The sequence below is a fragment of the Jatrophihabitans cynanchi genome (assembly GCF_027247405.1).
Taxonomy (GTDB): domain Bacteria; phylum Actinomycetota; class Actinomycetes; order Mycobacteriales; family Jatrophihabitantaceae; genus Jatrophihabitans_B; species Jatrophihabitans_B cynanchi.
Map to the genome: position 1 here is coordinate 4,260,915 of NZ_CP097463.1, position 22,840 is coordinate 4,283,754.

Annotated in this window: 24 protein-coding genes, 2 pseudogenes and 1 other annotated feature; of the genes and pseudogenes, 21 read left to right on the forward strand and 5 right to left on the reverse strand. The window is 71.4% G+C overall.

Annotated features, from left to right (window positions below; translation table 11 throughout):
• Positions 1–49: 49 nt before the first annotated feature.
• The gene (locus M6B22_RS20710) at positions 50–667 is read right to left on the reverse strand and encodes an HNH endonuclease signature motif containing protein (RefSeq protein ID WP_269443469.1); all 618 of its coding nucleotides are present in this window, start codon (positions 665–667) and stop codon (positions 50–52) included.
• Here M6B22_RS20710 and M6B22_RS20715 point away from each other — a divergent pair.
• Positions 666–1,618: pseudogene (locus tag M6B22_RS20715) on the forward strand (IS3 family transposase); the annotation flags it as partial. The gene M6B22_RS20710 and the pseudogene M6B22_RS20715 sit on opposite strands and share 2 nt — an antisense overlap.
• Positions 935–1,069: a sequence feature (AL1L pseudoknot), on the forward strand. It overlaps the preceding pseudogene by 135 nt.
• A gap of 91 nt (positions 1,619–1,709) precedes the next feature.
• Here M6B22_RS20715 and M6B22_RS20720 read toward each other — a convergent pair.
• From M6B22_RS20720 to M6B22_RS20730, 3 genes are read right to left on the reverse strand one after another with little or no spacing between them, the layout of a single operon-like run.
• Positions 1,710–2,753: a tyrosine-type recombinase/integrase gene (locus M6B22_RS20720; protein ID WP_269442920.1), complete on the reverse strand. Its 1,044-nt coding sequence runs from the start codon at positions 2,751–2,753 to the stop codon at positions 1,710–1,712.
• The gene (locus M6B22_RS20725) at positions 2,740–3,726 is read right to left on the reverse strand and encodes a tyrosine-type recombinase/integrase (RefSeq protein ID WP_269442921.1); all 987 of its coding nucleotides are present in this window, start codon (positions 3,724–3,726) and stop codon (positions 2,740–2,742) included. The genes M6B22_RS20720 and M6B22_RS20725 overlap by 14 nt, the downstream gene beginning before the upstream one ends.
• Entirely contained in the window at positions 3,723–4,928 is a 1,206-nt protein-coding gene (locus M6B22_RS20730) for a tyrosine-type recombinase/integrase (RefSeq protein ID WP_269442922.1), read from the reverse strand. The genes M6B22_RS20725 and M6B22_RS20730 overlap by 4 nt, the downstream gene beginning before the upstream one ends.
• A 157-nt stretch (positions 4,929–5,085) precedes the next feature.
• Here M6B22_RS20730 and M6B22_RS20735 point away from each other — a divergent pair.
• Positions 5,086–5,427, forward strand: a pseudogene (locus M6B22_RS20735) (transposase); the annotation flags it as partial.
• Here M6B22_RS20735 and M6B22_RS20740 read toward each other — a convergent pair.
• Positions 5,402–6,325, reverse strand: a complete 924-nt coding sequence (locus M6B22_RS20740) for a DUF222 domain-containing protein (protein ID WP_269443470.1) — start codon at positions 6,323–6,325, stop codon at positions 5,402–5,404. The pseudogene M6B22_RS20735 and the gene M6B22_RS20740 overlap by 26 nt on opposite strands.
• A 249-nt stretch (positions 6,326–6,574) precedes the next feature.
• On the opposite strand from M6B22_RS20740, the gene def reads away from it, so the two are divergent.
• From def to M6B22_RS20835, 19 genes are read left to right on the forward strand one after another with little or no spacing between them, the layout of a single operon-like run.
• Complete coding sequence (gene def / locus M6B22_RS20745) at positions 6,575–7,126, forward strand: peptide deformylase (protein ID WP_269443471.1); 552 nt, start codon at positions 6,575–6,577, stop codon at positions 7,124–7,126.
• Positions 7,123–8,049, forward strand: coding sequence for a methionyl-tRNA formyltransferase (locus M6B22_RS20750; RefSeq protein WP_269443472.1), 927 nt, complete (start codon positions 7,123–7,125; stop codon positions 8,047–8,049). Before def ends, M6B22_RS20750 begins: the two co-directional genes overlap by 4 nt.
• Positions 8,042–9,436, forward strand: coding sequence for an RsmB/NOP family class I SAM-dependent RNA methyltransferase (locus M6B22_RS20755; protein WP_269443473.1), 1,395 nt, complete (start codon positions 8,042–8,044; stop codon positions 9,434–9,436). Before M6B22_RS20750 ends, M6B22_RS20755 begins: the two co-directional genes overlap by 8 nt.
• Before the next feature lie 31 nt (positions 9,437–9,467).
• Positions 9,468–10,001, forward strand: coding sequence for an RNA polymerase sigma factor (locus tag M6B22_RS20760; protein ID WP_269443474.1), 534 nt, complete (start codon positions 9,468–9,470; stop codon positions 9,999–10,001).
• Positions 9,998–10,639, forward strand: a complete 642-nt coding sequence (locus M6B22_RS20765) for a hypothetical protein (protein WP_269443475.1) — start codon at positions 9,998–10,000, stop codon at positions 10,637–10,639. Before M6B22_RS20760 ends, M6B22_RS20765 begins: the two co-directional genes overlap by 4 nt.
• A gap of 19 nt (positions 10,640–10,658) precedes the next feature.
• Positions 10,659–11,867, forward strand: coding sequence for a calcium/proton exchanger (locus tag M6B22_RS20770; protein WP_269443476.1), 1,209 nt, complete (start codon positions 10,659–10,661; stop codon positions 11,865–11,867).
• Between the two features lie 47 nt (positions 11,868–11,914).
• Complete coding sequence (rpe, locus tag M6B22_RS20775) at positions 11,915–12,571, forward strand: ribulose-phosphate 3-epimerase (RefSeq protein WP_407935757.1); 657 nt, start codon at positions 11,915–11,917, stop codon at positions 12,569–12,571.
• Positions 12,572–12,578: 7 nt separating this feature from the next.
• Positions 12,579–13,628 carry a bifunctional diaminohydroxyphosphoribosylaminopyrimidine deaminase/5-amino-6-(5-phosphoribosylamino)uracil reductase RibD gene (gene ribD / locus M6B22_RS20780; RefSeq protein ID WP_269443478.1) on the forward strand — a complete coding sequence of 350 codons (1,050 nt, stop codon included), beginning with the start codon at positions 12,579–12,581 and terminating at the stop codon, positions 13,626–13,628.
• A 2-nt stretch (positions 13,629–13,630) separates the two neighbouring features.
• Entirely contained in the window at positions 13,631–14,236 is a 606-nt protein-coding gene (locus M6B22_RS20785) for a riboflavin synthase (protein ID WP_269443479.1), read from the forward strand.
• Positions 14,233–15,462: a bifunctional 3,4-dihydroxy-2-butanone-4-phosphate synthase/GTP cyclohydrolase II gene (locus M6B22_RS20790; RefSeq protein WP_269443480.1), complete on the forward strand. Its 1,230-nt coding sequence runs from the start codon at positions 14,233–14,235 to the stop codon at positions 15,460–15,462. Before M6B22_RS20785 ends, M6B22_RS20790 begins: the two co-directional genes overlap by 4 nt.
• A complete protein-coding gene (gene ribH, locus M6B22_RS20795; RefSeq protein ID WP_269443481.1) occupies positions 15,459–15,935 on the forward strand; it encodes a 6,7-dimethyl-8-ribityllumazine synthase in 477 nt (158 codons plus the stop codon). The genes M6B22_RS20790 and ribH overlap by 4 nt, the downstream gene beginning before the upstream one ends.
• Positions 15,932–17,020 carry an adenylate/guanylate cyclase domain-containing protein gene (locus M6B22_RS20800; RefSeq protein WP_269443482.1) on the forward strand — a complete coding sequence of 363 codons (1,089 nt, stop codon included), beginning with the start codon at positions 15,932–15,934 and terminating at the stop codon, positions 17,018–17,020. Before ribH ends, M6B22_RS20800 begins: the two co-directional genes overlap by 4 nt.
• A 12-nt stretch (positions 17,021–17,032) precedes the next feature.
• Positions 17,033–17,296: a phosphoribosyl-ATP diphosphatase gene (locus tag M6B22_RS20805; RefSeq protein WP_269443483.1), complete on the forward strand. Its 264-nt coding sequence runs from the start codon at positions 17,033–17,035 to the stop codon at positions 17,294–17,296.
• Positions 17,297–17,341: 45 nt separating this feature from the next.
• The gene (gene hisG, locus M6B22_RS20810) at positions 17,342–18,187 is read left to right on the forward strand and encodes an ATP phosphoribosyltransferase (protein ID WP_269443484.1); all 846 of its coding nucleotides are present in this window, start codon (positions 17,342–17,344) and stop codon (positions 18,185–18,187) included.
• Positions 18,175–18,624, forward strand: coding sequence for a PH domain-containing protein (locus tag M6B22_RS20815; RefSeq protein ID WP_269443485.1), 450 nt, complete (start codon positions 18,175–18,177; stop codon positions 18,622–18,624). The genes hisG and M6B22_RS20815 overlap by 13 nt, the downstream gene beginning before the upstream one ends.
• A 3-nt stretch (positions 18,625–18,627) precedes the next feature.
• The gene (locus M6B22_RS20820) at positions 18,628–19,833 is read left to right on the forward strand and encodes a histidine kinase (RefSeq protein WP_269443486.1); all 1,206 of its coding nucleotides are present in this window, start codon (positions 18,628–18,630) and stop codon (positions 19,831–19,833) included.
• A gap of 21 nt (positions 19,834–19,854) precedes the next feature.
• Positions 19,855–20,589, forward strand: a complete 735-nt coding sequence (locus M6B22_RS20825; protein ID WP_269443487.1) for a LytR/AlgR family response regulator transcription factor — start codon at positions 19,855–19,857, stop codon at positions 20,587–20,589.
• A gap of 29 nt (positions 20,590–20,618) precedes the next feature.
• Positions 20,619–20,993 (forward strand): hypothetical protein, encoded by a 375-nt coding sequence (locus M6B22_RS20830; RefSeq protein WP_269443488.1) that lies wholly within the window; start codon positions 20,619–20,621, stop codon positions 20,991–20,993.
• 58 nt (positions 20,994–21,051) lie between these two features.
• A complete protein-coding gene (locus M6B22_RS20835) occupies positions 21,052–22,812 on the forward strand; it encodes a sodium/solute symporter (RefSeq protein WP_407935758.1) in 1,761 nt (586 codons plus the stop codon).
• The last annotated feature ends 28 nt before the right edge of the window (positions 22,813–22,840 follow it).

Here is a 22,840-nt window from a genome sequence, read left to right on the forward strand (position 1 = left end):
AACCGCGACCAACCGATGCCGGCACCGAGGACCGCCTCCGCGGGCCACGTCAGAACGGTGGTGGTTGGTCGTTGGGGTCGGGTCCGGTCTGCTTCGGTGGTTCGGGTTCGGGGACGGGTAGTTCGGGTGGTCGGTAGTGGTAGTGGTGTCGGGTTGCCGAGGTCCAGTGGTAGGTGCCGTCGGGGGTGCGGGTGAGGGTCCAGCGGGCGTGGTGTTTGAGGTCGTGGTGCCTTTTGCAGAGGGGTTCGAGGTTGGTCACGCTGGTGGGGCCGTCGGGCCAGGGTGTGCGGTGATCCAGTTGGCAGGTGTGGGCTCTGCGTCGGCAGCCGGGCATGACGCAGTGTTGGTCGCGGGTGATGACGTGCCGGGTGATGGTGGTGGTGGGTTGGTAGCGGTGGGTGATCAGGCTGCTGTCGATCCCGGGCCGGTTCGGGGTGCCGGGTGCGTGCTGGCAGGTCTGGTCGAGGAGGTGTCCGGTCTGGTCGACGGGCCAGTAGTGGCGCTGGGCGCCGGGTTGGGTGGCGAGGCGCCGGGCGATGTCGGCGGGGACGGGTTCGCCGTTGAGGTAGCCGGGTTGGTTGTCGGTCCCGGCCAGGGTGCTGGCGGCGAGGGTGAACCGGTACGGGTTTGATGCCGCTTCCTTGTGAGTCAGGAAGGATGGCGACATGCCCAAGAAGATCGATCCCGCTGTGAAGGAGCGGGCTGTGCGTCGGGTGCTGGAGCATCGCGCTGAGTACCCGAACCTGACCGCTGCCTCAGCGGCGGTGGCCAAGCAGGAGCGGCTGGGCACCGAGACGGTGCGCCGGTGGGTGCTGCAGGCCGATGTCGATGCCGGCGCCCGGCCGGGGACCACCTCGGTCGAGCACGCGGAGATCAAGAAGCTCAAGGCCGAGAACGCCCGGCTGCGGGAAGATGTCGCGATCTTGAAAGCGGCGACGACTTTCTTCGTGGGGGAACTCGACCCCCGCAACCGATGATCATGGGGTTCATCGACCAGATGCGCGTCGAGGGCCACGCGGTCGAGTCGACCTGCCGGGTGCTGCGTGAGCAGGGCTGCCAGGTCGCCGCGCGGACCTACCGGTCGTGGCGCACCAGCGCGCCGGCGGCGCGCACGGTCAGCGACGCGCAGCTGATTGATGAGATCACGACGCTGTGCTGGGCGCGTGACGAGCACGGCGTGCTGCGCATGACCCCGGAGGGTCTGTACGGGCGGCGCAAGCTGACCGCGGCGCTGCGTCGGCGCGGTCTCGTCGTCGCCGAGTGTACGGTGGCGCGGGCGATGAAAACCTTGCAGCATCAGGGGATTCGCCGCGCCAAGGGCGTGCGCACCACGATCCGGGCCAAGGACGGCCGGCGTGCCGGTGATTTGCTCGACCGGGACTTCACCGCGACCGCGCCGAACGAGAAGTGGGTCACCGACTTCACTTACGTGCGCACCTGGGCCGGGTTCGTCTACGTGGCCTTCATCGTCGACGTCTTCGCCCAACGCATCGTCGCCTGGCACGCCGCCACGACCAAGGCCGTAGAGCTGGTCATGACGCCGCTGCGCATCGCGCTGTGGCAACGCGACCGCGAAGGTCACCAGCCCGAGCCCGGCCGGCTGATCCATCACAGCGATTATGCCGAGGTCTGCGTTATGCCGAAGGTCGGCGGGATCCCCTTTGCTGGCAGGGCTGCGTGACTGATTCCTCGGCTTAACGATCCGGCGGTTAGCGGAGGCTGTAGAGGGCCTGCAGTCGCTCCTTCGTGAGTCGGCGCGCCTGGGGTGTCGTGACGGCTGGGGTGGCGGCATCGACGGCTTTGCGCATCATGTCGACGGTGGCGAAGGCGTAGAACGCCGAGGTGGTCGACATGTTCTCGTGGCCGAGGAGTCGCATGATGATCGGCAGCGCGATGCCCTGCTGGTAGAGGTCCATCGCTTTGGTCTTGCGCAGCATGTGGCAGTGGATGTCTTCGGGAATCGAGGGACATCTTCGGCGTGCGGTTGTGGCGGCGCGTTTGAGCACTGCGGCGACGGTGTCGGTCGACAGCGCGGTCGGTGCCCCGTTGTGCAAGCTGTAGAACACCGGGCGGGTCGTTTCGGTTCGGGCGATGCCGGGGTGGAACTCGGCGAGGTAGACGTCCAGGTGTTCGATCGTCTTCGCGGTGAGCGGGACGACGCGGGTCTTGTCACCTTTGCCGGTGAGGACCACATGGCCGGGCCGGTGCAGGTGCAGGTCGGCCAGCGTCATGGCGGTGAGCTCACCGACGCGGGCGGCGGTGTCGTAGAGCAGGATCAGCAGCATCCGGTTCCGCCGCGATTTCGGGGTGCGGCCGGTGAATGCGGCGAGCACCGCGCTCGTCTCGGGTTCGGTGAGGTACTCGATCGGTTCCCTCGCCGCGGTGGGTGCGCGCAGCGTCTTGGCTTGCTGGCTGACCGTGACGAGGGTGAGGTCTTCGGCCGCGCAGTAGGCCAGGAACGCTTTGACGGCGGTGAGCCGCAGGCCGATCGTCCGTGGCGCGTAGTGCTGCTGCCCGCCCATCCAGGCGAGCCATCCTTTCAAGTGCTGCCGGTCGAGATGGTCGAAGCTGACGTGTGCGCGGGCGACGTGGTGCTGTTCGGCGAGGTAGCGCAGGAGGCATTCCAGGCTGATCCGGTAGGCCTCGACCGTGTTCGCCGAGCGGTGCGCCATCGTCGGCAGGTAGACGTGCAGGTAGTCGCGGGCGTAGCGGTAGAAGTCCGGTTCGCGGGTCGCTCGGTCATGCTTGGTCATCGAATCCGACCTCCGGCAGCAGCGACTGGCCTGCGGTGGTGAGTCCGTCGTAGGCGTGCAGGAACTCCGGCGAGGTGTGGATGTAGTAGAACGTCGACTCGATGCTGGCGTGGCCCATGTAGCGGGCCAGGTAGGGAAGCATCGCCATGACGTCCTTGCCCTGCGCCATCCAGCGATCGACGTTGGCGTAGGCGAAGTGATGCCGGAAGGCGTAGGGCGTGGGCTGCACCCCGCCGCTCGGCCGTGAAAGAGCGGCCTGGTGCCAGATACGCCGGAAGATCTCATCGATGGTCGCGCCTGTGACCTCGTTGCCGGTCCTCGAGATGAAGAAGGTGGCCCGTGACGGTCCGAAATGCGCACGCGTGATGCGGTCGCACTTGGCCAGAACCCTCGTGACGTCGGCAGTGAGCGGGAGCCTTCGCGACCGGTTGCCCTTGGAGTCGACCACGTCGAGGGTCCTGTCGCGCAGGTGCACGTGCTCGGGGCGTAGCCGCCGGGTCTCCCCGGTCCGCAGCCCGCAACAGTGCATCAACGTGAAGAACGCGACCGACTGCCACCGCCACGGCGACGCCGCCCGCACCGCCGCCGCAGTAGCGAAGAACGCCTCGATCTCCGCCTCGCCGAGCAAGTAGGGGTGCGTGGGCAGGCGTTGAGCCTTCCACCGGTCCGACAAGACGTAGGCGTCACACTGCCCGTGGGCCTGCAGCCAGCGGCCGACATCGCGGATGTAGGACATCCAGGACCGGTAGGGGCCCGTGCGGGCCAGACGCTCGCTGACCCATCCCTCGACCGTGTCGCGGTCGAACACCGTCCGGTCGTGAGAGGTGCAGTAGGCGTCGAACTGCCTCAGGTACCAGACCCTGGAGGCGCCGTAGAACCCCATCTGCTCCTTGAACGCGAGGTAGGCGGCAAGGTGCGGTGCGAACGCGCTGGTGAAGTCATGGCCGTTCGCGGCCAGCGCCTTCGTGCTCATGGCCGCGCGCCGGCGGGGACGTCGAGGACGCAGTCGAGCAGGCGCACGACATCGACGCTCAGATACAGGTCAGTCGATTTCGGCCGCGCGTGGCCGAGCACGGCCGCGATGGTCGGCAACGGCACCGACGCCCTCAGCAGCCGTGTCGCGGCGTTGTGCCGCAACAGACGCGTGCTGCCCAGCACGTCCGCGACGCCGGCCCGACGGAACACCGTGGTGATCACCCGGTGGACCGTGGCGTGGTCGGCCAGCCGCGTGTGCGGGGCCACCGAACGCACGAACAGATGCTCGTCCGGCGAGTCTGGCCGCTGGTCAAGGACGTACTCGGCAAGCCGGTCGACTACCAGATCGGTCAGCGGCACTGTCAGCGGGTTGTGGGTCTTCTGCTGCACGAGGCTCGCGGTCCGTGCCCGCCAGTCGATGTCGTCACGAAGCAGACTGATGATGTCGCATGCGCGCAGCCCCGTCGTGACCGCAAGCAGCGTGATGGCAGCATCCCGTGCCGGTATAGCCGGCGTTGCGCATGCCTGCACGATCAGGCGCTGCGCCTCGTCCGGCAGCGCCGGCACGATCCGGTGAGAGCGCTTGAGGCCAGCCAACCCGAGCGCGTCGACCAGGTCGCTGCGGCCGGTGAACTTCAAGAACGGGCGGAAGTTCGACACGACCCAGAACAGCGACGACGTCTTCCACGTAGCCGTCAACGAGTTCAGGTAGCTCAGCACGCTCGCCCCGTCGGCGTCACGGAGACGGCGGATCCCGCCTGCCTCCAGGAACACCAGGTAATCGCGAGCGACCCGGCCGTAGGCATCCCGGGTCGCGGACGCGAGAGCCCGGTCAGCCATGTCGGCCTCCCACGCGCCAACAAGCCGGACGAACTCCCGCGAGACAGGACGGGGCCCGCCCCCGCCACGGGTGCAGCAAGCCAACTCGACCCGGCCCGTGGTGACGTAGGAGTTGAACACGCGGACCAGCCGTCCGTAGTCGAACCGGCGCTGCACGCTGAACCTGCCCGTCCGCGGGCTGATCGTCATCGCCGCGAACTCCGCACCCAGCGCCGGTGTGTACTTGCCGCCCCGCCCGTCGGCGAGTTGCGTCAACGCCCTGATCGACTTCTCGTAGTTGCCGATCGTTGACTCCATATAGCCGGCCGCGCGCAGCTCCGCGACAACAACCGACCCGATCCCCGTGACCGTCATGTCCATGGCCGTCTCCTCCTCCGCATCGCGAATGGACACGGCGGACGCTGCCACCGAACAGGCCCAAACGTTAGCCCGAGGAATCAGTCACGCAGCCCTGCCAGCAAAGGGGATCCCGCCGATCCTCGGCATAACGCAGACCTCGGCATAATCGGCGCTAAGCCGAATTCGGCTTAGCAGCGATGCCGGCACGCAGTACACCTCCATCACGCTGACCGAGCACCTGGCGCTCGAAGACATCCGGCCCTCGATCGGGTCGGTCGGCGACGCCTACGACAACGCGCTGATGGAGACGATCAACGGCCTGTACAAGACCGAGTGCATCCGCACCACGATCTTCCACGACGGGCCCTACAAGACCGTCTCCGACGTGGAGTTCGCGACCGCCGGCTGGGTCGACTGGTACAACAACCGGCGCCTGCACAGCTCGCTCAACATGATCACGCCGGTCGAGTACGAGCACGCCCACTACGCTGCCCTCAACCCCGTCGGCAGCACAGCATGAAGACGGCAGAGAACCCGTGCCGGTTCAGGGTGACGTTCACGCTCGGGCGTAGTCCGTGTTCGGCGGGTAGGCCGGGCAGGGCCAGGGCGGCGGTGCAGATCTCCACGAGGGCGTCGGCGCGGCGTTGGTCGGCGGCGCGCTGGTCCTCGCGGCTGGTCTTCGTGCCCCAGGCGTTGACGGCGGTCCATACGGTTTCGATGCCGTCGGCCGGGGCGAACAGGGTCAACCAGCCCATCCCGTCCTCGACCTGCTCGCGCCGCACGTGCCGTTGCGCGGCCGCAGCGCGGTGTTTCTCGTTCTGGCTCTTGGCGTGGTGTTTGGCGACCGCGCGGCGCACGGCGGCGCGGAACTCACCGGGTGTCTGACCCGGAGCCCGGCGCAGCACCTGGGCCTGCACTTTCGCGGCCACCGGATCGGGCAGGTCGACGGTGGCGGTGGCCAGGATGCGGGCGTGTACCGCGGACAGGTGCCCCGAGCGGAGCAGGTCGAACGTGTCCCACAGCCGCGAGGTCAGTTCTGCTGCGGTGTCCAATCGGTCCTGGGTGGTGGCCGGTGCTAGGTGCAGCGCGAGCGCCGCCTCCTCACGCAGGAACTGCTCACCGTCGGGGTCGCGGTGGGCGAGTTCGGCGAGCAGTTCGCTCTGTTTGGCATCGACCAGGGCACGGAGCCGGTCACAGGCGGTGAGGGCGTCGATCAGGCCGGTGTCCGAGAGCCGGCCCGGCAGCAGCGACTCGACCGCGGTCAACACCGCACCGGACGGGTACAGCACGCTCGCCGCGCCGGCAGCCTGGTCGGGCCGGTGCAGCACGTCCGAGGCGGTGGGGAGTGGGGTGCATTGGGCGGGGTCGACCAGGTCGACGGTGATCCTGTCGACCACGATCTGATCGGATTCGCCCATGCGTCTGATTCTACAGCATCATCCCGACATGTCAACCCGTTTGGACCGACTTTCGCCTTATTTTATCGGCTGATCCCGACAGAACCACGACGTCCGGACCGGATGCACACCCCCGTCGGAAGGCGACCCAGCAGCGCAACCCGGCCGAGCGCCCAGCTCCTCGTCGCAGCGTCTTTGACGGAGCGCAGCCACGACCGCAAGGCTCGTGCGCAATCCGGGCCGCCGTCGGCCTTCCGTAGACTCGCGGCCGTGACAGTCCAGCCGATACGCCTGTTCGGTGACCCGGTCCTGCGCACCGCAGCCGACGAGGTCACCGACTTCGACAAGGAGCTGCGCACCCTCGTCGCCGACCTTGCCGAGACGATGCTCGCCGCACCTGGCTCCGGCCTTGCCGCGCCGCAGATCGGCGTCGGCCTGCGCGTGTTCACCTATCACATCGACGACGCGCAGTCCGGGCACCTGATCAACCCCGTCCTGCACTTCCCGAGTGACGAGGAGCAGGACGGCCCGGAGGGGTGCCTTTCGATCCCCGGGCTGAGCTGGGACTGCACGCGCAAGGCGAACGTGGTCGCGCACGGACAGAACATGTTCGGCGACCCGCTCACGATCGAGGGCGCCGCGATCCTGGCTCGCTGCATCCAGCACGAGACCGATCATCTGGACGGCGTGCTGTTCGTCGACCGGCTCGACGCGCAGACCCGCAAGGCGGCGATGAAGCAGATCCGCGAGGCGTCGTGGGCCGGGCTCACGCCGCCGACGGTGAAGATCAGCCCACACGCAACGCGCGGCCTGGCCTTGTGAGGCTGGTCTTCGCGGGCACTCCCGCAGCTGCGGTGCCGTCGCTGCGGGCCCTGCTCGACTCGTCCCGGCATGACGTCGTCGCGGTCGTCACCAGGCCCCCCGCGCGCGCCGGGCGGGGCCGCCGCGAGAGCATCCAACCGGTGGCCGAACTCGCCAGGGACGCGGGCCTGCCGGTCCTCACCCCGCAACGCGCCGGCGATCCGGACTTCCTTGCCCAGCTGGCAGAACTCGCGCCGGACTGCTGCCCGGTAGTCGCCTACGGAGCGCTGTTACCCCCGTCCGCCCTCGCCGTTCCGAAGCATGGCTGGGTGAACCTGCACTTCTCGCTACTGCCGGCCTGGCGCGGCGCAGCGCCGGTGCAACACGCGATCCTGCATGGTGACGACGTCACCGGCGCGACCACGTTCCTCATCGAGGCGGGGCTGGACACCGGGCCGGTGTTCGGGGTGGTCACCGAGACGATCCGCGGGGACGATACGGCCGGCGACCTGCTCGAGCGACTGGCACTGTCCGGCGCGGGGCTGCTCGCGGCGACGCTGGACGGGATCGAGGACGGCTCGCTCATCGCAGTACCGCAACTCCCCGACGGCGTCTCGGTAGCCGGCAAGATCACCGTTGCCGACGCGAAGGTCGACTGGACGGCCCCCGCGCAGCACATCGACCGGCTGGTCCGCGCATGCACGCCCGCCCCGGGCGCCTGGACGGCGTTCCGTGGCGAGCGACTCAAGCTCGGGCCGGTGCGCCCGCAGCAGGTGGACACGCTCGCCGCGGGCGCGGTTCGGGTCGAGCGCAACGCCGTGTACGCCGGGACCGCGACCGCCGACGTCGAGCTCGGCACCGTCCAACCGCCGGGCAAGCGTCCGATGGCCGCGGCCGACTGGGCCCGCGGCACGCGCCCGGCCGAGGGGGACCGGCTTGGCTAGCCGACCGCCGCGCCGTCCCGGCAGCCCGCGCCGCGCCCGCCCGGCGCAGCCGCCCCGTCCGGCACCGGTCGATCGGCCGCGGCTGACCGCCTACCAGCTGCTGCGCGCCGTCGCCGCCGAGGACGCGTACGCGAACCTCGCACTACCGACGCTGCTCCGCGAGCACGGGCTCACCGGGCGCGACGCCGCGTTCGCCACCGAGCTCGGCTACGGCACCGTGCGCGCCGCCGGCACGTTGGACGAGGTGCTCGCCGCCTGCATCGACCGCCCGCCCGCCGACGTCCAGCCGGAGGTCCGCGACCTGCTCCGCCTCGGCGCCTACCAGCTGTTGCGCACCCGCATCCCAGCCCACGCCGCGGTCGCCACGACCGTCGAACTGTCCCGCGCAACAGGCAACGGCCGCGCAGCGGGCTTCCTCAACGCGGTATTGCGCAAGGTCTCCGCGTCGGACTGGGACGGCTGGACTGCGCGACTGGCGCAGGGCGGCACCGCGCTGCGCCGGATCGCGCTGCACACGGCGCATCCGTACTGGATCGCGGCCGCGTTCGCCGCAGCCCTCGGCGAGCAGCCGGACGGGGAGTTGGACGAGACCCGGCGCGCACTCGAGGCAGACGACCTGCGCCCCCAGACCCACCTCGTCGCCTGGCCCGGTCGCGCGGACCGGGACGAGCTGGTGACCGAGTCCGGCGGCTCGCCGGGCCGCTACTCGCCTTATGCGGTAAGGATGGACGGCGGTGATCCCGCCGCGCTGTCCGCCGTGCGCGAGCGGCGCGCCGGCGTGCAGGACGAGGGCAGCCAGCTGTGTGCGCTGGCCCTGGCGAACGCGGCACTCGACGGACGCGACGAGCGCTGGCTCGACCTGTGCGCGGGACCCGGCGGCAAGACCGCGCTGCTGGCCGCGCTGGCCGGACCGCGCAACGCGCACCTCACCGCGAACGAACTGCACCCGCACCGCGCCGAGCTGGTGCGCGCCAGCACCGCGCACTGGGACGTCGAGGTGCTGACCGGCGACGCGCGCGAACTGCCCACTCCGGACGGGGGATACGACCGAGTGCTGCTCGACGCGCCGTGCACCGGACTCGGTGCGCTGCGCCGCCGCCCGGAAGCCCGGTGGCGGCGTGGCCCGCAGGACGTGCCCGAGCTCACGGCGCTGCAGCGCGACCTGCTGGCTGCCGCGCTCCGCCTCACCCGGCCCGGCGGGGTCGTTGCGTACGTGACGTGCTCGCCACACCTGGCCGAGACGTCCGAGATCGTCGCCGGCCACGACCTGCTCGACGCCCGGGCGGCCTTCCCCGGCGTCGATCACCTCGGCGACGGCCCGACCGTGCAGCTCTGGCCGCACCGCCACGGCACCGACGCCATGTTCTGCGCGCTGCTCCGCGCGTAACCGATCGTCCAGTGCCGGACAAGAATCAGTTGTGGACGCCGACCGCGAACGCTTCGAAGAGCTCTTCCGGCGTCACTACGCACCGGTCGTGCGGTATGCGGTGCGCCGCGTGGGTGTGGATGCGGCGCAGGAGGTCGTCGCCGACACCTTCCTGACCGCCTGGCGGCGTCTCGACTCGGTTCCCGAACACGCGCTGCCATGGCTGTACGCAACCGCTCGCCGGCTGATCGCGAACGAGGTGCGCCGCCAGGCCCGGGGCGCGCGGCTCGGACAGAAGATCGCAGGCGGCGCCGACGGCGCCGTGCCGGACCACGCCGAGGAGATAGCTGATCGGCTCCGAGTCGGTGCCGCGCTGCAACAACTGACCGAACGTGACCGCGAGGTGCTGCGCCTTGCCGAGTGGGAGCGCCTGGACAGCGCCGACTCCGCACGCGTCCTCGGCTGCTCGGTTGCCGCTTTCAAGGTGCGCCTGCATCGGGCCAGACGCCGGCTCGCTGCTGCGCTCGACAGTGGCGCGTGCGCGCCCACACCCGTCGAGGTTCTCAACCGAGGAGACCGCTCATGAATGACACTGCGCTGCGCAACGCCGACCCGGCTGCCGACCTGCATCCGGACGCCGGCTCCCCGGAGGCCGTCGCGCTGCTCGCCCGGATCGTCGCTGCGCCGCAGCCCCGGACGCGTGGGGCCGGCCGCCGAAGCCCAGCGCCGGCGATCGGTCGAATCGCCATCGGGGGACTGGTTGCCGGCGCTGCAGCCGCCATCGCCATTGTGGCGCCGATGCCCTGGAACCAAGGGCGCTCGGGGCTCGGATCGGCCGCGTACGCGGTGACACGGGACAGCGACGGCGCGGTGCACTTCGCCGTGCACTGGAGTCGGCTGACCGATCCCGCGGGTCTGCAGGCAGCCCTCGACCGGGCCGGTGCGCGTACCAGGATTTTCGTGCGCCCCGCATCAGAGGTCCCTGACTGCCCCTCCCCGTCGAACACGGTCGGCTACAGCGCGAAGGCCGTGCACTGGCAGCATCCTGGCACCGCCGACGGCGGGTTCACGGTGCGCCCGGCCAACTTCCCGGCCGGTGGGACGTTCGTGATCGGCGTCGATCTGGCACCTTCCGGGCAATCGACGTTCGCGCCGGGCGAACCACAGCTCGCGTCGTTCTCCGCGTTCATGGTCGTCGGCGAGGTGCCCAGCTGCGTGCCCTGAGCACGGCAGGATGAGCGCCATGACCCTGAGCTCCAAGGATCTGCGCCTGACCGGTGGCTGCGCTGTGATCGGCGTCGTCGCCGGCGTGCTGCACTTCGCCGGCGTCAATGACGTCGTCACGTTCATCGTCGCGGCACTCGCACTCGCGCTGCTCGCAACACTCGTCGGGCGCAGCGTCGAGGCGCTCGGCGACCAGCTCAGCCCGGGCGCAACCGGCGTCGTGCAGAGCGCGTTCGGCAACCTGCCGGAGCTGTTCGTCACGCTGTTCGCACTGCACGCCGGGCTCTACGAGGTGGTGCGCTCCGCGATCGTCGGCTCGATCCTGGCGAACGTGCTGGCCGTGCTCGGGCTCGCCTTCTTCATCGGCGGGCTCAAGCACGGCACGCAACGGTTCGGCACCGACGCCGCGAAACGGCTCAGCCTGATGCTCGTGCTCGCAGTGGCAGCGCTTCTCGTCCCCTCGCTGACCGCGACCCTGCACACGCCCGCCGCCGGCCACGAGCGGGTGTTGTCGATCATCGTCGCGATCGTGCTGCTGGCCCTGTTCGTCGCCTCGCTGCCGGCGTCGATCCGGCGCGAGTCGACCGCCGCGACCGCCGCGACCGGCGCGACCGGCGCGACCGGCGCGACCGCCGCGACCGCCGCGACCGGCGCGACCGGCGCGACCGGCGCGACCGCCGCGACCGGCGCGACCGCCGCGACCGGCGCGACCGGCGCGACCGCCGCGACCGGGCCGGAGGCGGCAGAGACATCGGCCGCCCACACCCCCAACTGGCCGCTCCCGCTCGCGCTGGGCATGCTCGCCGCGGCCGGTGTCGCCGCGGCGCTGGTGTCCGACTGGTTCGTCGACGCCCTGACGCCGGCGATGGACAGCCTGGGCATCAGCCAGGCTTTCGCCGGCCTGGTGATCGTCGCTATCGCGGGCAACGCGGTGGAGAACGTGGTCGGGGTGCAACTGGCGGCGCGGAACAAGCCGGACGTCGCGCTCGCGGTGATCCTGCAGAGCCCGCTGCAGATCGCGCTGGTGCTCGCGCCCGTGGTGGTGCTCGCCGCCCCGCTCGTCGGCGCCACGTTCACGCTGGTGCTCTCGCCGCTGCTGATCGCGGTGCTCGCCGTCGCGGTGCTGGTCACGGTTCTGGTCGTGCTCGACGGCGAGTCCAACTGGTTCGAGGGGCTGTCCCTGGTCGCGCTGTACGCGCTGATCGCGGCCGCGTTCTGGTGGGGCTGAGCGGTCACTAGACTCGGCGCGTGAACACGCCCGGCCGCCCCGAGCCGATGATCGCGCCCAGCATCCTGGCCGCGGACTTCGCGCGGCTCGGCGAGGAGGCCGACGCGGTCGACAACGCGGACTGGCTGCACGTGGACGTGATGGATGCCCACTTCGTCCCGAACCTGACGCTCGGCCTGCCGGTCGTGCAGAGCCTGCGCAAGGCCACCGCCCTCCCGCTCGACTGCCACCTGATGATCGACGACCCGGACCGGTGGGCCCCGGGCTACGCCGAGGCGGGCGCCGCGAACGTGACCATCCACGTCGAGGCCGCGCGCGACCCGGTCCAGGTGGCGCGTGCGATCCGCGCGGCCGGCGCCTTCGCCGGTCTGTCGGTGAAGCCGGGGACGCCGTTGGAGCCGTACCTGGAGCTCCTGCGCGAGTTCGACACGCTCCTGGTGATGACGGTCGAGCCCGGCTTCGGTGGCCAGGAGTTCATGGCCGAGGTGCTGCCCAAGGTCCGCCTGGCGCGCGAGCAGGTCAACGCCGGTCACCTACGCCTGTTCGTCGAGGTCGACGGTGGCGTCGGTGCCGACACCATCGAAGCCGCCGCCGAGGCCGGCGCCGACGTATTCGTGGCCGGCTCCGCGGTGTACGGCGCCGACGACCCGGCGCGCGCGGTGGACGCGCTGCGGGACAGGGCGCGCGCCGCCATGGCCCGGTAGCACCACCATGCAACTGACCGAGGCCGAACAGGCCGCGATGCACCGGGCACTCGCTCTCGGCGAGACCGCGCGAGGGCGCACCAGCCCGAACCCGCCGGTCGGGGCGGTCGTGCTCGACGAGGACGGGACATTGGCCGGCGAGGGCGTCACCGCGCCGGCGGGCGGCCCGCACGCGGAGGTCGTCGCGCTCGCGGCTGCCGGCGCGGCGGCCCGCGGCGGCACCGCCGTCGTCACGCTCGAACCCTGTGCCCACACCGGGCGGACCGGCCCGTGCACCGAGGCGCTGATCGCGGCGGGAATCGCGAAGGTCATCTACGCGGTCGACGACCCGAACCCGCTGGCCGCGGGAGGCTCGGACGCCCTGCGCGAGGCCGGTGTCACGGTGGTCGCCGGCGTCAATGCGATCGAGGCGGCGAGCGGCGCGCTGCGCGCCTGGCTGCACGCGGTCAGCAGCGCCCGCCCGTTCGTCACCTGGAAGTACGCCGCCACCTTGGACGGACGCGTGGCCGCGGTCGACCTGACCGCGCGCTGGATCTCCTCGGCGGTCTCGCGGGCCGACGCGCACGCGCTGCGCGCCGTCGTCGACGCGATCGTGGTGGGCAGCGGCACCGTCCTGGCCGACGACCCGCAACTGACCGTCCGCGACGGCGACGACAAGCCGGTCGAGCACCAGCCCCTGCGCGTGGTGCTCGACCGCAGGCACCGCGTCCCGCAGTCGGCGCAGGTGTTCGACAACGCCGCCGAGACGCTGGTACTCGACACGGCGGTGCCGCGCTTCGCGCTCAAGGCGCTGTTCGACCGCGGGGTCCGGCACCTGCTGCTCGAGGGCGGCCCGACCCTGGCCGGTGCGTTCATCGAGGCTCGCTGCGTCGACGAGGTCATCGCCTACCTGGCGCCCACGTTGCTGGGCGATGGTCCCAGTGCGCTCGGTCACGCGGGCGTGGGCTCGCTGGACGAAGCGGTCACACTGGATGTCGACTCGGTGAGCAGGCTGGGTGAGGACATCAAGGTCGTCGCCCGGCCGGTGTGGGCCGAGCAGACGGCAGGGGAGCGATAAGCGTGTTCACCGGCATCATCGAGGAACTCGGCGAGGTCGTCGAAGTGGCGCCGAAGGACGACTCGGCAGTGCTGACGATCGCGGCCGGCCGTGTCGCGCAGGACATCAGCGAGGGCGCCTCGATCGCGGTGAACGGCGTCTGCCTGACCGTGACCGGCTGGGTCCATTACCCGCCGCTGCACCACCTGAGCTTCGACGTCATGGCCGAGACGCTCGCGCGTTCGGTGCTCGGCACGTTGCAGCAGGGCGCGAAGGTCAACCTGGAGCGGGCGACGCGCGCCGACTCCCGGCTGGACGGGCACGTCGTGCAGGGGCACGTCGACGGAACCGGCACGGTGCTGCACCGCACCACGGGCAGCGCCTGGGAGACGGTGCGCTTCGACCTGCCGGCCGCGCTCGCCCGGTTCGTCGCGGAGAAGGGTTCGATCGCCGTCGACGGGATCTCGCTGACCGTCACCGCTGTCGGACCGGATTGGTTCGAGGTCGGGCTGATCCCGCAGACGCTGCGCGCGACCACCTTGGGCGACCGGCCGGTCGGCGCGAGCGTGAACCTCGAGGTGGACGTCCTGGCCAAGTACGTCGCACGCCTGCTGGAGACCGCCTCATGAGCGACGTCAGGCTGGACGATGTCGAGCGGGCCGTCGCGGACGTGAAGGCGGGGCGTGCGGTCATCGTGATCGACGACGCGGATCGCGAGAACGAGGGCGACCTGATCTTCGCGGCCGAACTGGCCACGCCCGAACTCCTCGCGTTCATGGTGCGCTACACCTCCGGCTACGTCTGCGTGCCCATCACCGAGCGCGAAGCCGACCGGCTCGACCTGCCCCCGATGTTCCGCGTCAACCAGGACCGCCGGGGCACCGCCTACACGGTCACCGTCGACGCGCGCGAAGGCGTCACGACCGGCATCTCGGCCACCGACCGCGCGCGCACCATCCGGCTGCTCGCCGATCCCGGGGCGACCGCCGCCGACTTCTCCCGGCCCGGGCACGTCGTTCCGTTGCGGGCCAAGGACGGAGGCGTGCTGCGCCGTCCCGGGCACACCGAGGCCGCGGTCGACCTCGCGGTGCTCGCCGGGCTGGCGCCTGCCGGTGTGCTGTGCGAGATCGTCAGCGAGCAGGACCCGGCGGGCATGGCGCGCGTCGGCGAGCTGCGCGCCTTCGCTGACGAGCACGACCTCGCGCTCATCTCGATCGCGGACCTCATCGCCTACCGCCGCAAGTCGGAGAAGCTCGTCGAGCGGGCCGCCGAGGCGCGGGTGCCGTTGCGTTACGGGGAGTTCACCGCGGTCGGCTACTCCTCCAGCTACGACCGGCGCGAGCACGTCGCGTTCGTGTTCGGCGACATCGGCGACGGCGAGGACGTGCTGGTGCGGGTGCACTCCGAGTGCCTGACCGGCGACGTGTTCGGCTCGCTGCGCTGTGACTGCGGCCCGCAACTGGACGCCGCCCTCGCGGCGGTGGCCCGTGAGGGACGCGGTGTCGTGCTCTACGTGCGCGGCCACGAGGGCCGTGGCATCGGCCTGCTGCACAAGCTGCAGGCCTACCAGTTGCAGGACGCCGGCGCGGACACGCTCGATGCCAACCTCGAGCTGGGGCTGCCCGCCGACGCCCGCGACTACGGCACCGGCGCGCAGATCCTCGTCGACCTGGGCATCCACTCGATGCGGTTGCTCAGCAACAACCCGGCCAAGCGGGCCGGGCTGGAGGGTTACGGGCTGCGCATCACCGGGCGCGAGCCGCTGCCGGTGCACGCCAACCCGGAGAACCTGCGCTACCTGCAGACCAAGCGAGACCGGATGGGCCACGACCTGAACCTGACGGAGTCCGGGTGAGGAACGGCGCGCCCGAACTCGGTGCCGTGGACGGCGCCGCCGGACTGCGGGTGGCCGTCGTCGCGAGCAGCTGGCACACCGAGGTGATGGCCGGGCTACGGGCAGGCGCGCGCCGCGCGCTCGCCGACTCGCGCGTCGCCGATGTCACCGAGGTGCAGGTGCCGGGCACGTTCGAGCTTCCGGTGGCCGCCGCCCGGCTCGCCGGCGCCGGCTTCGACGCGATCGTCGCGCTGGGTGTGGTGATCCGCGGCGGGACCCCGCACTTCGACTACGTCTGCACCGCCGCGGCCGTCGGCCTGACCGACGTCACCGTGCGCACCGGGGTGCCGGTCGGCTTCGGCGTGCTGACCTGCGACGACCAGGCCCAAGCCCTCGATCGCGCCGGACTGCCCGACTCGCGCGAGGACAAGGGCTACGAGGCGACGGCCGCCGCGCTGGCGACGGCCGTCACGCTGGCCGCCTACGCGCCATGACCGACGAGCCGGCCGAGGACGGCGAGCTGGAATCCTCCCGCGCGGCGCTCGTTGCCGGGCTGGACGTCCCCGCACTCGTCGAGCGCGCCGAGCAGTTGCTGCTCGGCGGACCGCGCCTGTTCACCCGCGCCCAGGTGGCCGAGCGGGCCGGCATGGACGCCGAACGCGCGACCGCGCTGTGGCGCGCGCTCGGCTTCGCGCAGGTCGGTGACGACGAGGTCGTGTTCACCCAGCGGGACGTCGACACCCTCGAAGCTGTCCGCGCGATCGAGCAGTCCGGCGTCGCCGATGACGAGCTGATCGCCACGATGACCCGGATCCTCGGCCAGACGTTCTCCCGGCTCGCGTCCGGCCAGGGCCAGCTGCTGGTCTCGATGCTGGCGCAGCACCCGGAGCACCTGGAGTCCGAGGAGAGCGTGCTGGCGGTGCTGGGCACCCTGCTGCCGTTGATCGAGCAGGTGCACGAGTTCGTGTGGCGCCGCCAGTTCGTCGCGTTCTTCAACCGGGTCGCCACCTACGCCACGTCCGACGCGCTCGCGTCGACCCTGGTCCCGATGGCGGTCGGCTTCGCGGACATGTCCGGCTTCACCGCGCTCACCCGGCGCGCCACCGAGGCAGAACTCGGCACGCTGCTGGAGGCGTTCGAGGCGACCACGACGGACGTGGTGTCCGCCCACCACGGGCGGATCGTGAAGACGATCGGCGACGAGGTGCTGTTCGTGGCGGACACCCCGAGCCGGGCGGCCGAGATCGCGCTCGACCTGCTCGAGCGGTCCCGGGCCGACGAGCGGCTGCCCGCATTGCGCATCGGGCTCGCCAGCGGGCCGGTGGTGAGCCGGCTGGGCGACGTGTACGGCTCGACGGTGAACATCGCCAGCAGGCTGACCTCGTTGAGCCGGCCCGGCTGGGTGCTCGTCGACCGGGTGGTGGCCGAGTCCCTCGCCGGCGACGGGCGGTACCAGCTCACGGCGCGCCGTCCCGAGTCGGTGCGCGGCTTTCACCACCTGCGGCAGTGGCGGTTGCGCCGCGCGAGTGCGAGCGAGCCGCCGGCACGCAGGCGCGGCCGCCCGCGCGGTCGCCGGTAGGCTTCGGACGCGATGAAGACCTTCGATCAGCTGTTCGCCGAGCTCGCCGAGCGGCAACGCCTCCGTCCGGACGGATCCGGCACCGTGGCCGCGCTGGATGCCGGTGTCCACGCGCAGGGCAAGAAGGTCGTCGAGGAGGCCGCCGAGGTGTGGCTGGCCGCCGAGCACGAGTCCGCCGAGCGCACCGCCGAGGAGATCAGCCAGCTGCTGTACCGCGTCCAGGTGATCATGCTGGGCAAGGGCATCGGGCTCGATGACGTGTACCGACATCTGTAGGACGACCCGCCGCGTCCCGCCCGTCCGCACAGATCGGTAGATCCCATGCTTCGCATCGCACTCCCCAACAAGGGCTCCCTCGCCGAGCCGGCCAGCCAGATGCTGACCGAGGCCGGCTATCGCCAGCGCACCGACAGCCGCGAGCTGGTGATGCTCGATGCCGACAACGACACCGAGTTCTTCTTCCTGCGCCCGCGCGACATCGCCGTGTACGTCGGTTCCGGCCGGCTGGACGTCGGCATCACCGGTGAGGACCTGCTGCTCGACTCCGGCGCGCCGGCCGAGACCGTCCTGCAGCTCGGGTTCGGCGAGTCGACGTTCCGCTTCGCCGGCCTGCCCGACACGGCCGGCTCGGTGCACGACCTGGCCGGCAAGCGGATCGCCACCGCCTACCCGGGCGTGGTCTCCTCGTACCTGGCCGCACAGGGTGTCAGCGCCGAACTGATCCGGCTGGACGGCGCCGTCGAGACCGCCGTGCGCCTGGAGGTGGCCGATGCGATCGCCGACGTCGTGTCGACGGGCACCACGTTGCGCAACGCCGGCCTGGAGATCTTCGGCGAACCGCTGCTGACCAGCCAGGCGGTGCTGGTGCGCCGCGCCGGCGCGGAGCCGACCCCGAAGGTGGAGCAGCTGGTGCGGCGGCTGCAGGGCGTGATCATCGCGCGCCGGTACGTCCTGATGGACTACGACATCCCGGACGAACTGGTGGAGAAGGCCGTCGCGATCACACCGGGCATCGAGTCGCCCACCGTGGCGCCGCTGCACGAGCGCGGCTGGTCGGCGGTGCGTTCGATGGTGCTGCGCAAGCAGACGAACCGCATCATGGACGAGTTGTGGGACGTCGGTGCCCGCGCCATCTTCGTGACCGACATCCACGCGTGCCGGCTGTGATGAGCGTGCGCGCCAAGCCGGTCGTCATGGCCCGGATCGGGTACGCCGGGGCAGTCGTGGTGCTGGCCGCGTTCGTGATCACCGCGCTGCTGCAGAAGCGTGACAACGCCGGCGCGCACTTCGCCTCGATCGACCAGGTCGGCACGGTGGTGATCGGGATCATCCTGGCCGGGCTGTGCCTGATGCCGACCCGGCCGCGGATGGAGGCCGACGAGACCGCGGTGCGGCTGCGCTCGTTCCTCGGCGGCTGGCGCGTCGTGCCGTGGGACGTGATCGTGCGCGTCGAGTTCCCGCGCAAGGTCCGCTTCGCCCGCCTGGTGCTGCCCGGCGAGGAGACGCTGGCGATCTACGCGGTCCAGCGGCTGGACAGGGAGCGAGCGGTGCAGACGATGGCCCGGCTGCGCGAGCTGTTCGCCGCCGCCCACCCCGAGCGGTAGCCGGTGAGCCCGCTCCCGGTGCTGGCCGCGGCTGCCGTGGTCGCGGGCGTGGCGGGAATCGCCTATCTCGTCTACCGGCGCCGCGACCTGGGCACATCGGCCGACCGGGCCACCTTCGACACGCTGCACACCGCCAGCCTCGCCTCACTCGGGCTGCGCGAGGGACTGACCCGGCCCGGCTCCGAACGCGCGGTGAAGCATCTGCGTGCCTTGCTCGGCACCACCGCGGTCGCGCTGACCGACAGCTCGCGGGTGCTGGCAGTCGACGGCGGCTCGCATCACCACGCCGACGCTGCGGTGACGCACGCGCGGCACGCATTGCGCGACGCGCGCACGGTCATCGTCGCTGCGCGGGAGGTGTCCTGCGGCGCCCCGGACTGCCCGGCACGCGTCGCGGTGGCCGCGCCACTCGTCGACCGGGGCACCGTGGTCGGCGCCCTGGTCGCCTACAGCCGGGACAGCTCCGCGATGCTCGTCCGCGCCGTGGAGGAGGTGGCGCGGTGGGTGTCCGGACAGCTCGAACTGGCCGGCGCCGACCAGCAGCGCACCCAGCTGATGGAGGCCGAGCTGCGTGCCTTGCGTGCCCAGATCAGCCCGCACTTCGTCTACAACTCGCTCAACGCGGTCGCCTCGTTCATGCGCACGGACGCCGAGCGAGCCCGCGAACTGCTGCTCGAGTTCGCCGACTTCACCCGCTACGCGCTGCGGCGCGGCGGCGAGTTCGCCACCCTGGCCGACGAGTTGCGCAACACCGAGCGGTACCTGGTGCTGGAGCAGGCCCGCTTCGGTGAGCGGCTGCGCGTCTCACTGCGGGTCGCGCCGGAGGTGCTGCCGATCGCGGTGCCGTTCCTCGTCGTCCAGCCGCTGGTGGAGAACGCGGTGCGGCACGGGCTGGAGGGCGCGGCCGAGGTGGTGACCGTCTCCATCGCGGCGGTCGACGCCGGCCAGGACGCGCTGATCACCGTCGAGGACGACGGCGCGGGCTCGGATCCTGGAGTGATCCGGGCAGCCCTGGAGGGCATCGACGCCGGGGCGGGTGCGCGGGGCGGCTCGGTCGGGCTGGGCAACGTCGACGCCCGGCTGCGCCAGGTGTACGGCGATCCGTACGGGCTGGTGATCGAGACCGCGCCCACGGCCGGCACCAAGGTCTCCTTCCGGGTCCCGAAGTTCTCGCCGGGCGTGCGCGCCGATCCCGCACCACGCGGCTGAGCAGGCGGTAGCCTGCCGTCCATGGCCGACGGAGCGAGCGCACCCGTGCGGCTGCAGGTGTTGGTCGTCGACGACGAGGTGCCCGCGCGCGAGGAGTTGGCGTTCCTGCTCGGCGAGGATCCCAGGGTCGAGACGGTACGCACCGCGACGAACGCCGCACATGCCCTCAAGCTGCTCAACGACCAGCTGTTCGACGTCGTCTTCTGCGACATCAAGATGCCCGGACTGGACGGCGTCGAACTGGCTCGCGTGGTAAGCCGCTTCACCCATCGGCCGCAGGTCGTGTTCGTCACCGCCTACGACGACCACGCGGTCGATGCCTTCGACCTGCAGGCCACCGACTACCTGATGAAGCCGGTGCATGCCGACCGGCTGGCCGAGGCGGTGCGCCGCGTGGTCACCGCGGGGCAGCCGGACACGTCCACGGCCGAGGACGAGACGATCGCGGTCGAACTGGCCGGCGTCACCAGGTTCGTGCGCCGTTCGCAGGTGCGTTTCGTCGAGGCGCAGGGTGACTACGCGCGGCTGCACACCGCTGAGGACAGCCACCTGCTGCGCACCCCGCTGACCGTGCTGGAGCAGCGGTGGTCGGCTGCGGGCTTCGTGCGCATCCATCGCAGCACGCTGGTCGCCCTTGCCCACATCGACGAGGTCCGGGTCGCCGACGGCCGGACGACCGTGCGCCTCGGCAAGGACGAACTGCCGGTGAGCAGGCGCCACACGCGTTCGCTGCGGGATCGGCTCACGCCGCTGTGAGCGGGCGAGCGATGGGCGGGTGAGCGAGGATGAGTGAGCCGGTCAAGCGGGTACGGATCACCCATCCGCGCACCGAGGCGGCCCGTCGGGGAGCCGCCCGCCCGCCGGTGCGCGAGATCGACGAGCAGACCGCGCTCGGCGAGGTGTACATGCGCTCGCTGATCCGCAGCCAACGCCGGCTGGCGGTCACCGTGTGCGGCGGTGTCGGCGTGCTGCTGGTGGGGATCGCGTTGGCCGGCGCCCTGGCCCCGCGCTTCGCCACGGTCCGGGTGCTGGGCCTCCCGTTGCCGTGGTTGCTGCTCGGCGTGCTGATCTATCCCGCGCTGATCGCGCTTGCCGCGTATGCCGTCCGGCAGGCAGAGCGCAACGAGCAGGCCTTCACCGACCTGGTGCGCAAGCGATGAGCGCGTGAGCGGGCACGGCGCCGCCATCGCGGCGGTCGCGATCGTCGCCGTCGCCACCATGGTGGCCGGCACCTTCGGCCTGCGCCGGGCGCGCACGACCAGCGACTTCTACGTCGCCTCGCGGGCGGTGACGCCGCGGTGGAACGCGGCCGCGATCGGCGGCGAGTACCTGTCCGCGGCGTCCTATCTCGGGATCGCCGGGCTGATCCTCGCCTACGGCTTCGACGTGCTGTGGTATCCGGTCGGGTACACCGCGGGATATCTGGTGCTGCTCGCGCTGGTGGCCGCGCCACTGCGCCGTAGCGGGGCCTACACGCTGCCCGACTTCGCCGAGATCCGGCTCGGCTCGGTCCTGGTGCGCCGGGCCGCGAGCGTGCTCGTGGTGCTGATCGGCTGGCTCTACCTGGTGCCGCAGTTGCAGGGTGCCGGGCTGACGCTGTCCACCCAGACCGGTGCGCCCACCTGGGCAGGCGGCCTGATCGTGTGCGCCGTGGTGCTGGTCGCGGTCGCCGCCGGCGGGATGCGTTCGATCACCTTCGCGCAGGCACTGCAGTTCTGGCTGAAGTTCCTCGCCATGCTGGTGCCCGCGCTCGCCCTGCTGTTCGTCTGGCAGCACCGGGACGACGCGATCGCGCACGGCTATCCCGCCGCGCACCAACGGACCGTCGTCACCCTGGACGCCGCGACCGCCGTCCGAGCGCCGATCGCCGAATCGTTGCTGATCGACGGCACGCTCGACGGCGCGGCGGTGCACGGGCGCACGGCGGTGAGCGTGGGGGAGCACCGGCTGGGTGCGCACACCGTGGTCACGCTGCAGCGCGGCGATGTCGTGCCGGTCGTCACGAGCCTGCCGTCGCAGCGCAACCAGTCCTGGCTGAGCCCGCTGGGCTCGGGCAAGGACCATCCGCTGTACGCGAGCCTGTCGCTGATCCTGGCGATCTGCCTGGGCACCATGGGGTTGCCGCACGTGCTCGTCCGGTTCTACACGAATCCGGACGGACGGGACACCCGGCGCACCACGTTCGTCGTGATCGGGCTGCTGTCGGCCTTCTACCTGCTGCCGACCGTGTTCGGCGCGCTCGGCAGGCGCTACGTGCCGGACCTGCTGCTGACCGGCAAGACCGATGCGACCGTCCTGCTGCTGCCGGAGCGGATGATCGGCGGCGAGCTGGGTGTCCTGCTGAGCGCGCTGATCACCGCCGGCGCCTTCGCCGCCTTCCTGTCCACCGCGTCCGGCCTGACCGTCTCGGTCGCCGGGGTGCTGTCGCAGGACGTACTTCGCGTACCGCGCGAACGGCGCCGCGCCCAGCGGATCCGCTCGTTCCGGCTGGGCGCCATCGCCGCGATCGGCGTGCCCTATCTGCTCAGCCTGCCGAGCCAGCACCTCGGTCTTGCCGCGGTGGTCGGTCTGGCGTTTGCCGTCGCGGCCGCCACCTTCTGCCCGCTGCTGGTTCTCGGCGTGTGGTGGCGCCGGCTCACCGACGTCGGCGCGCTGGCCGGGCTCGTCCTGGGCGGCACGTTGGCGACTGCAGCGGTGGTGTTCACGATCGTCGCCGGCACGGGTAGCGGCTGGCCCGGGGCGCTGCTCGCGCAACCTGCGGCCTGGGCCGTCCCGCTCACCTTCGCGGTGATGATCGCGGTGTCCCGGGTGACGGCGTCGCGGGTGCCGGCCGACGCCGGGCGGGTGATGGTGCGCCTGCACGCGCCGGAGGCGCTCGCCGACGAGCTGCGCGGCCCGATCCGTTCGTCGTCCGGAACCGACCGTTCGCCGCACGAGCCGGACCGCCGGACGACGACACCGGCGCATCCGGCGATCTGACGGTCCGGCGCCGCTGCGCGGTGAGCAG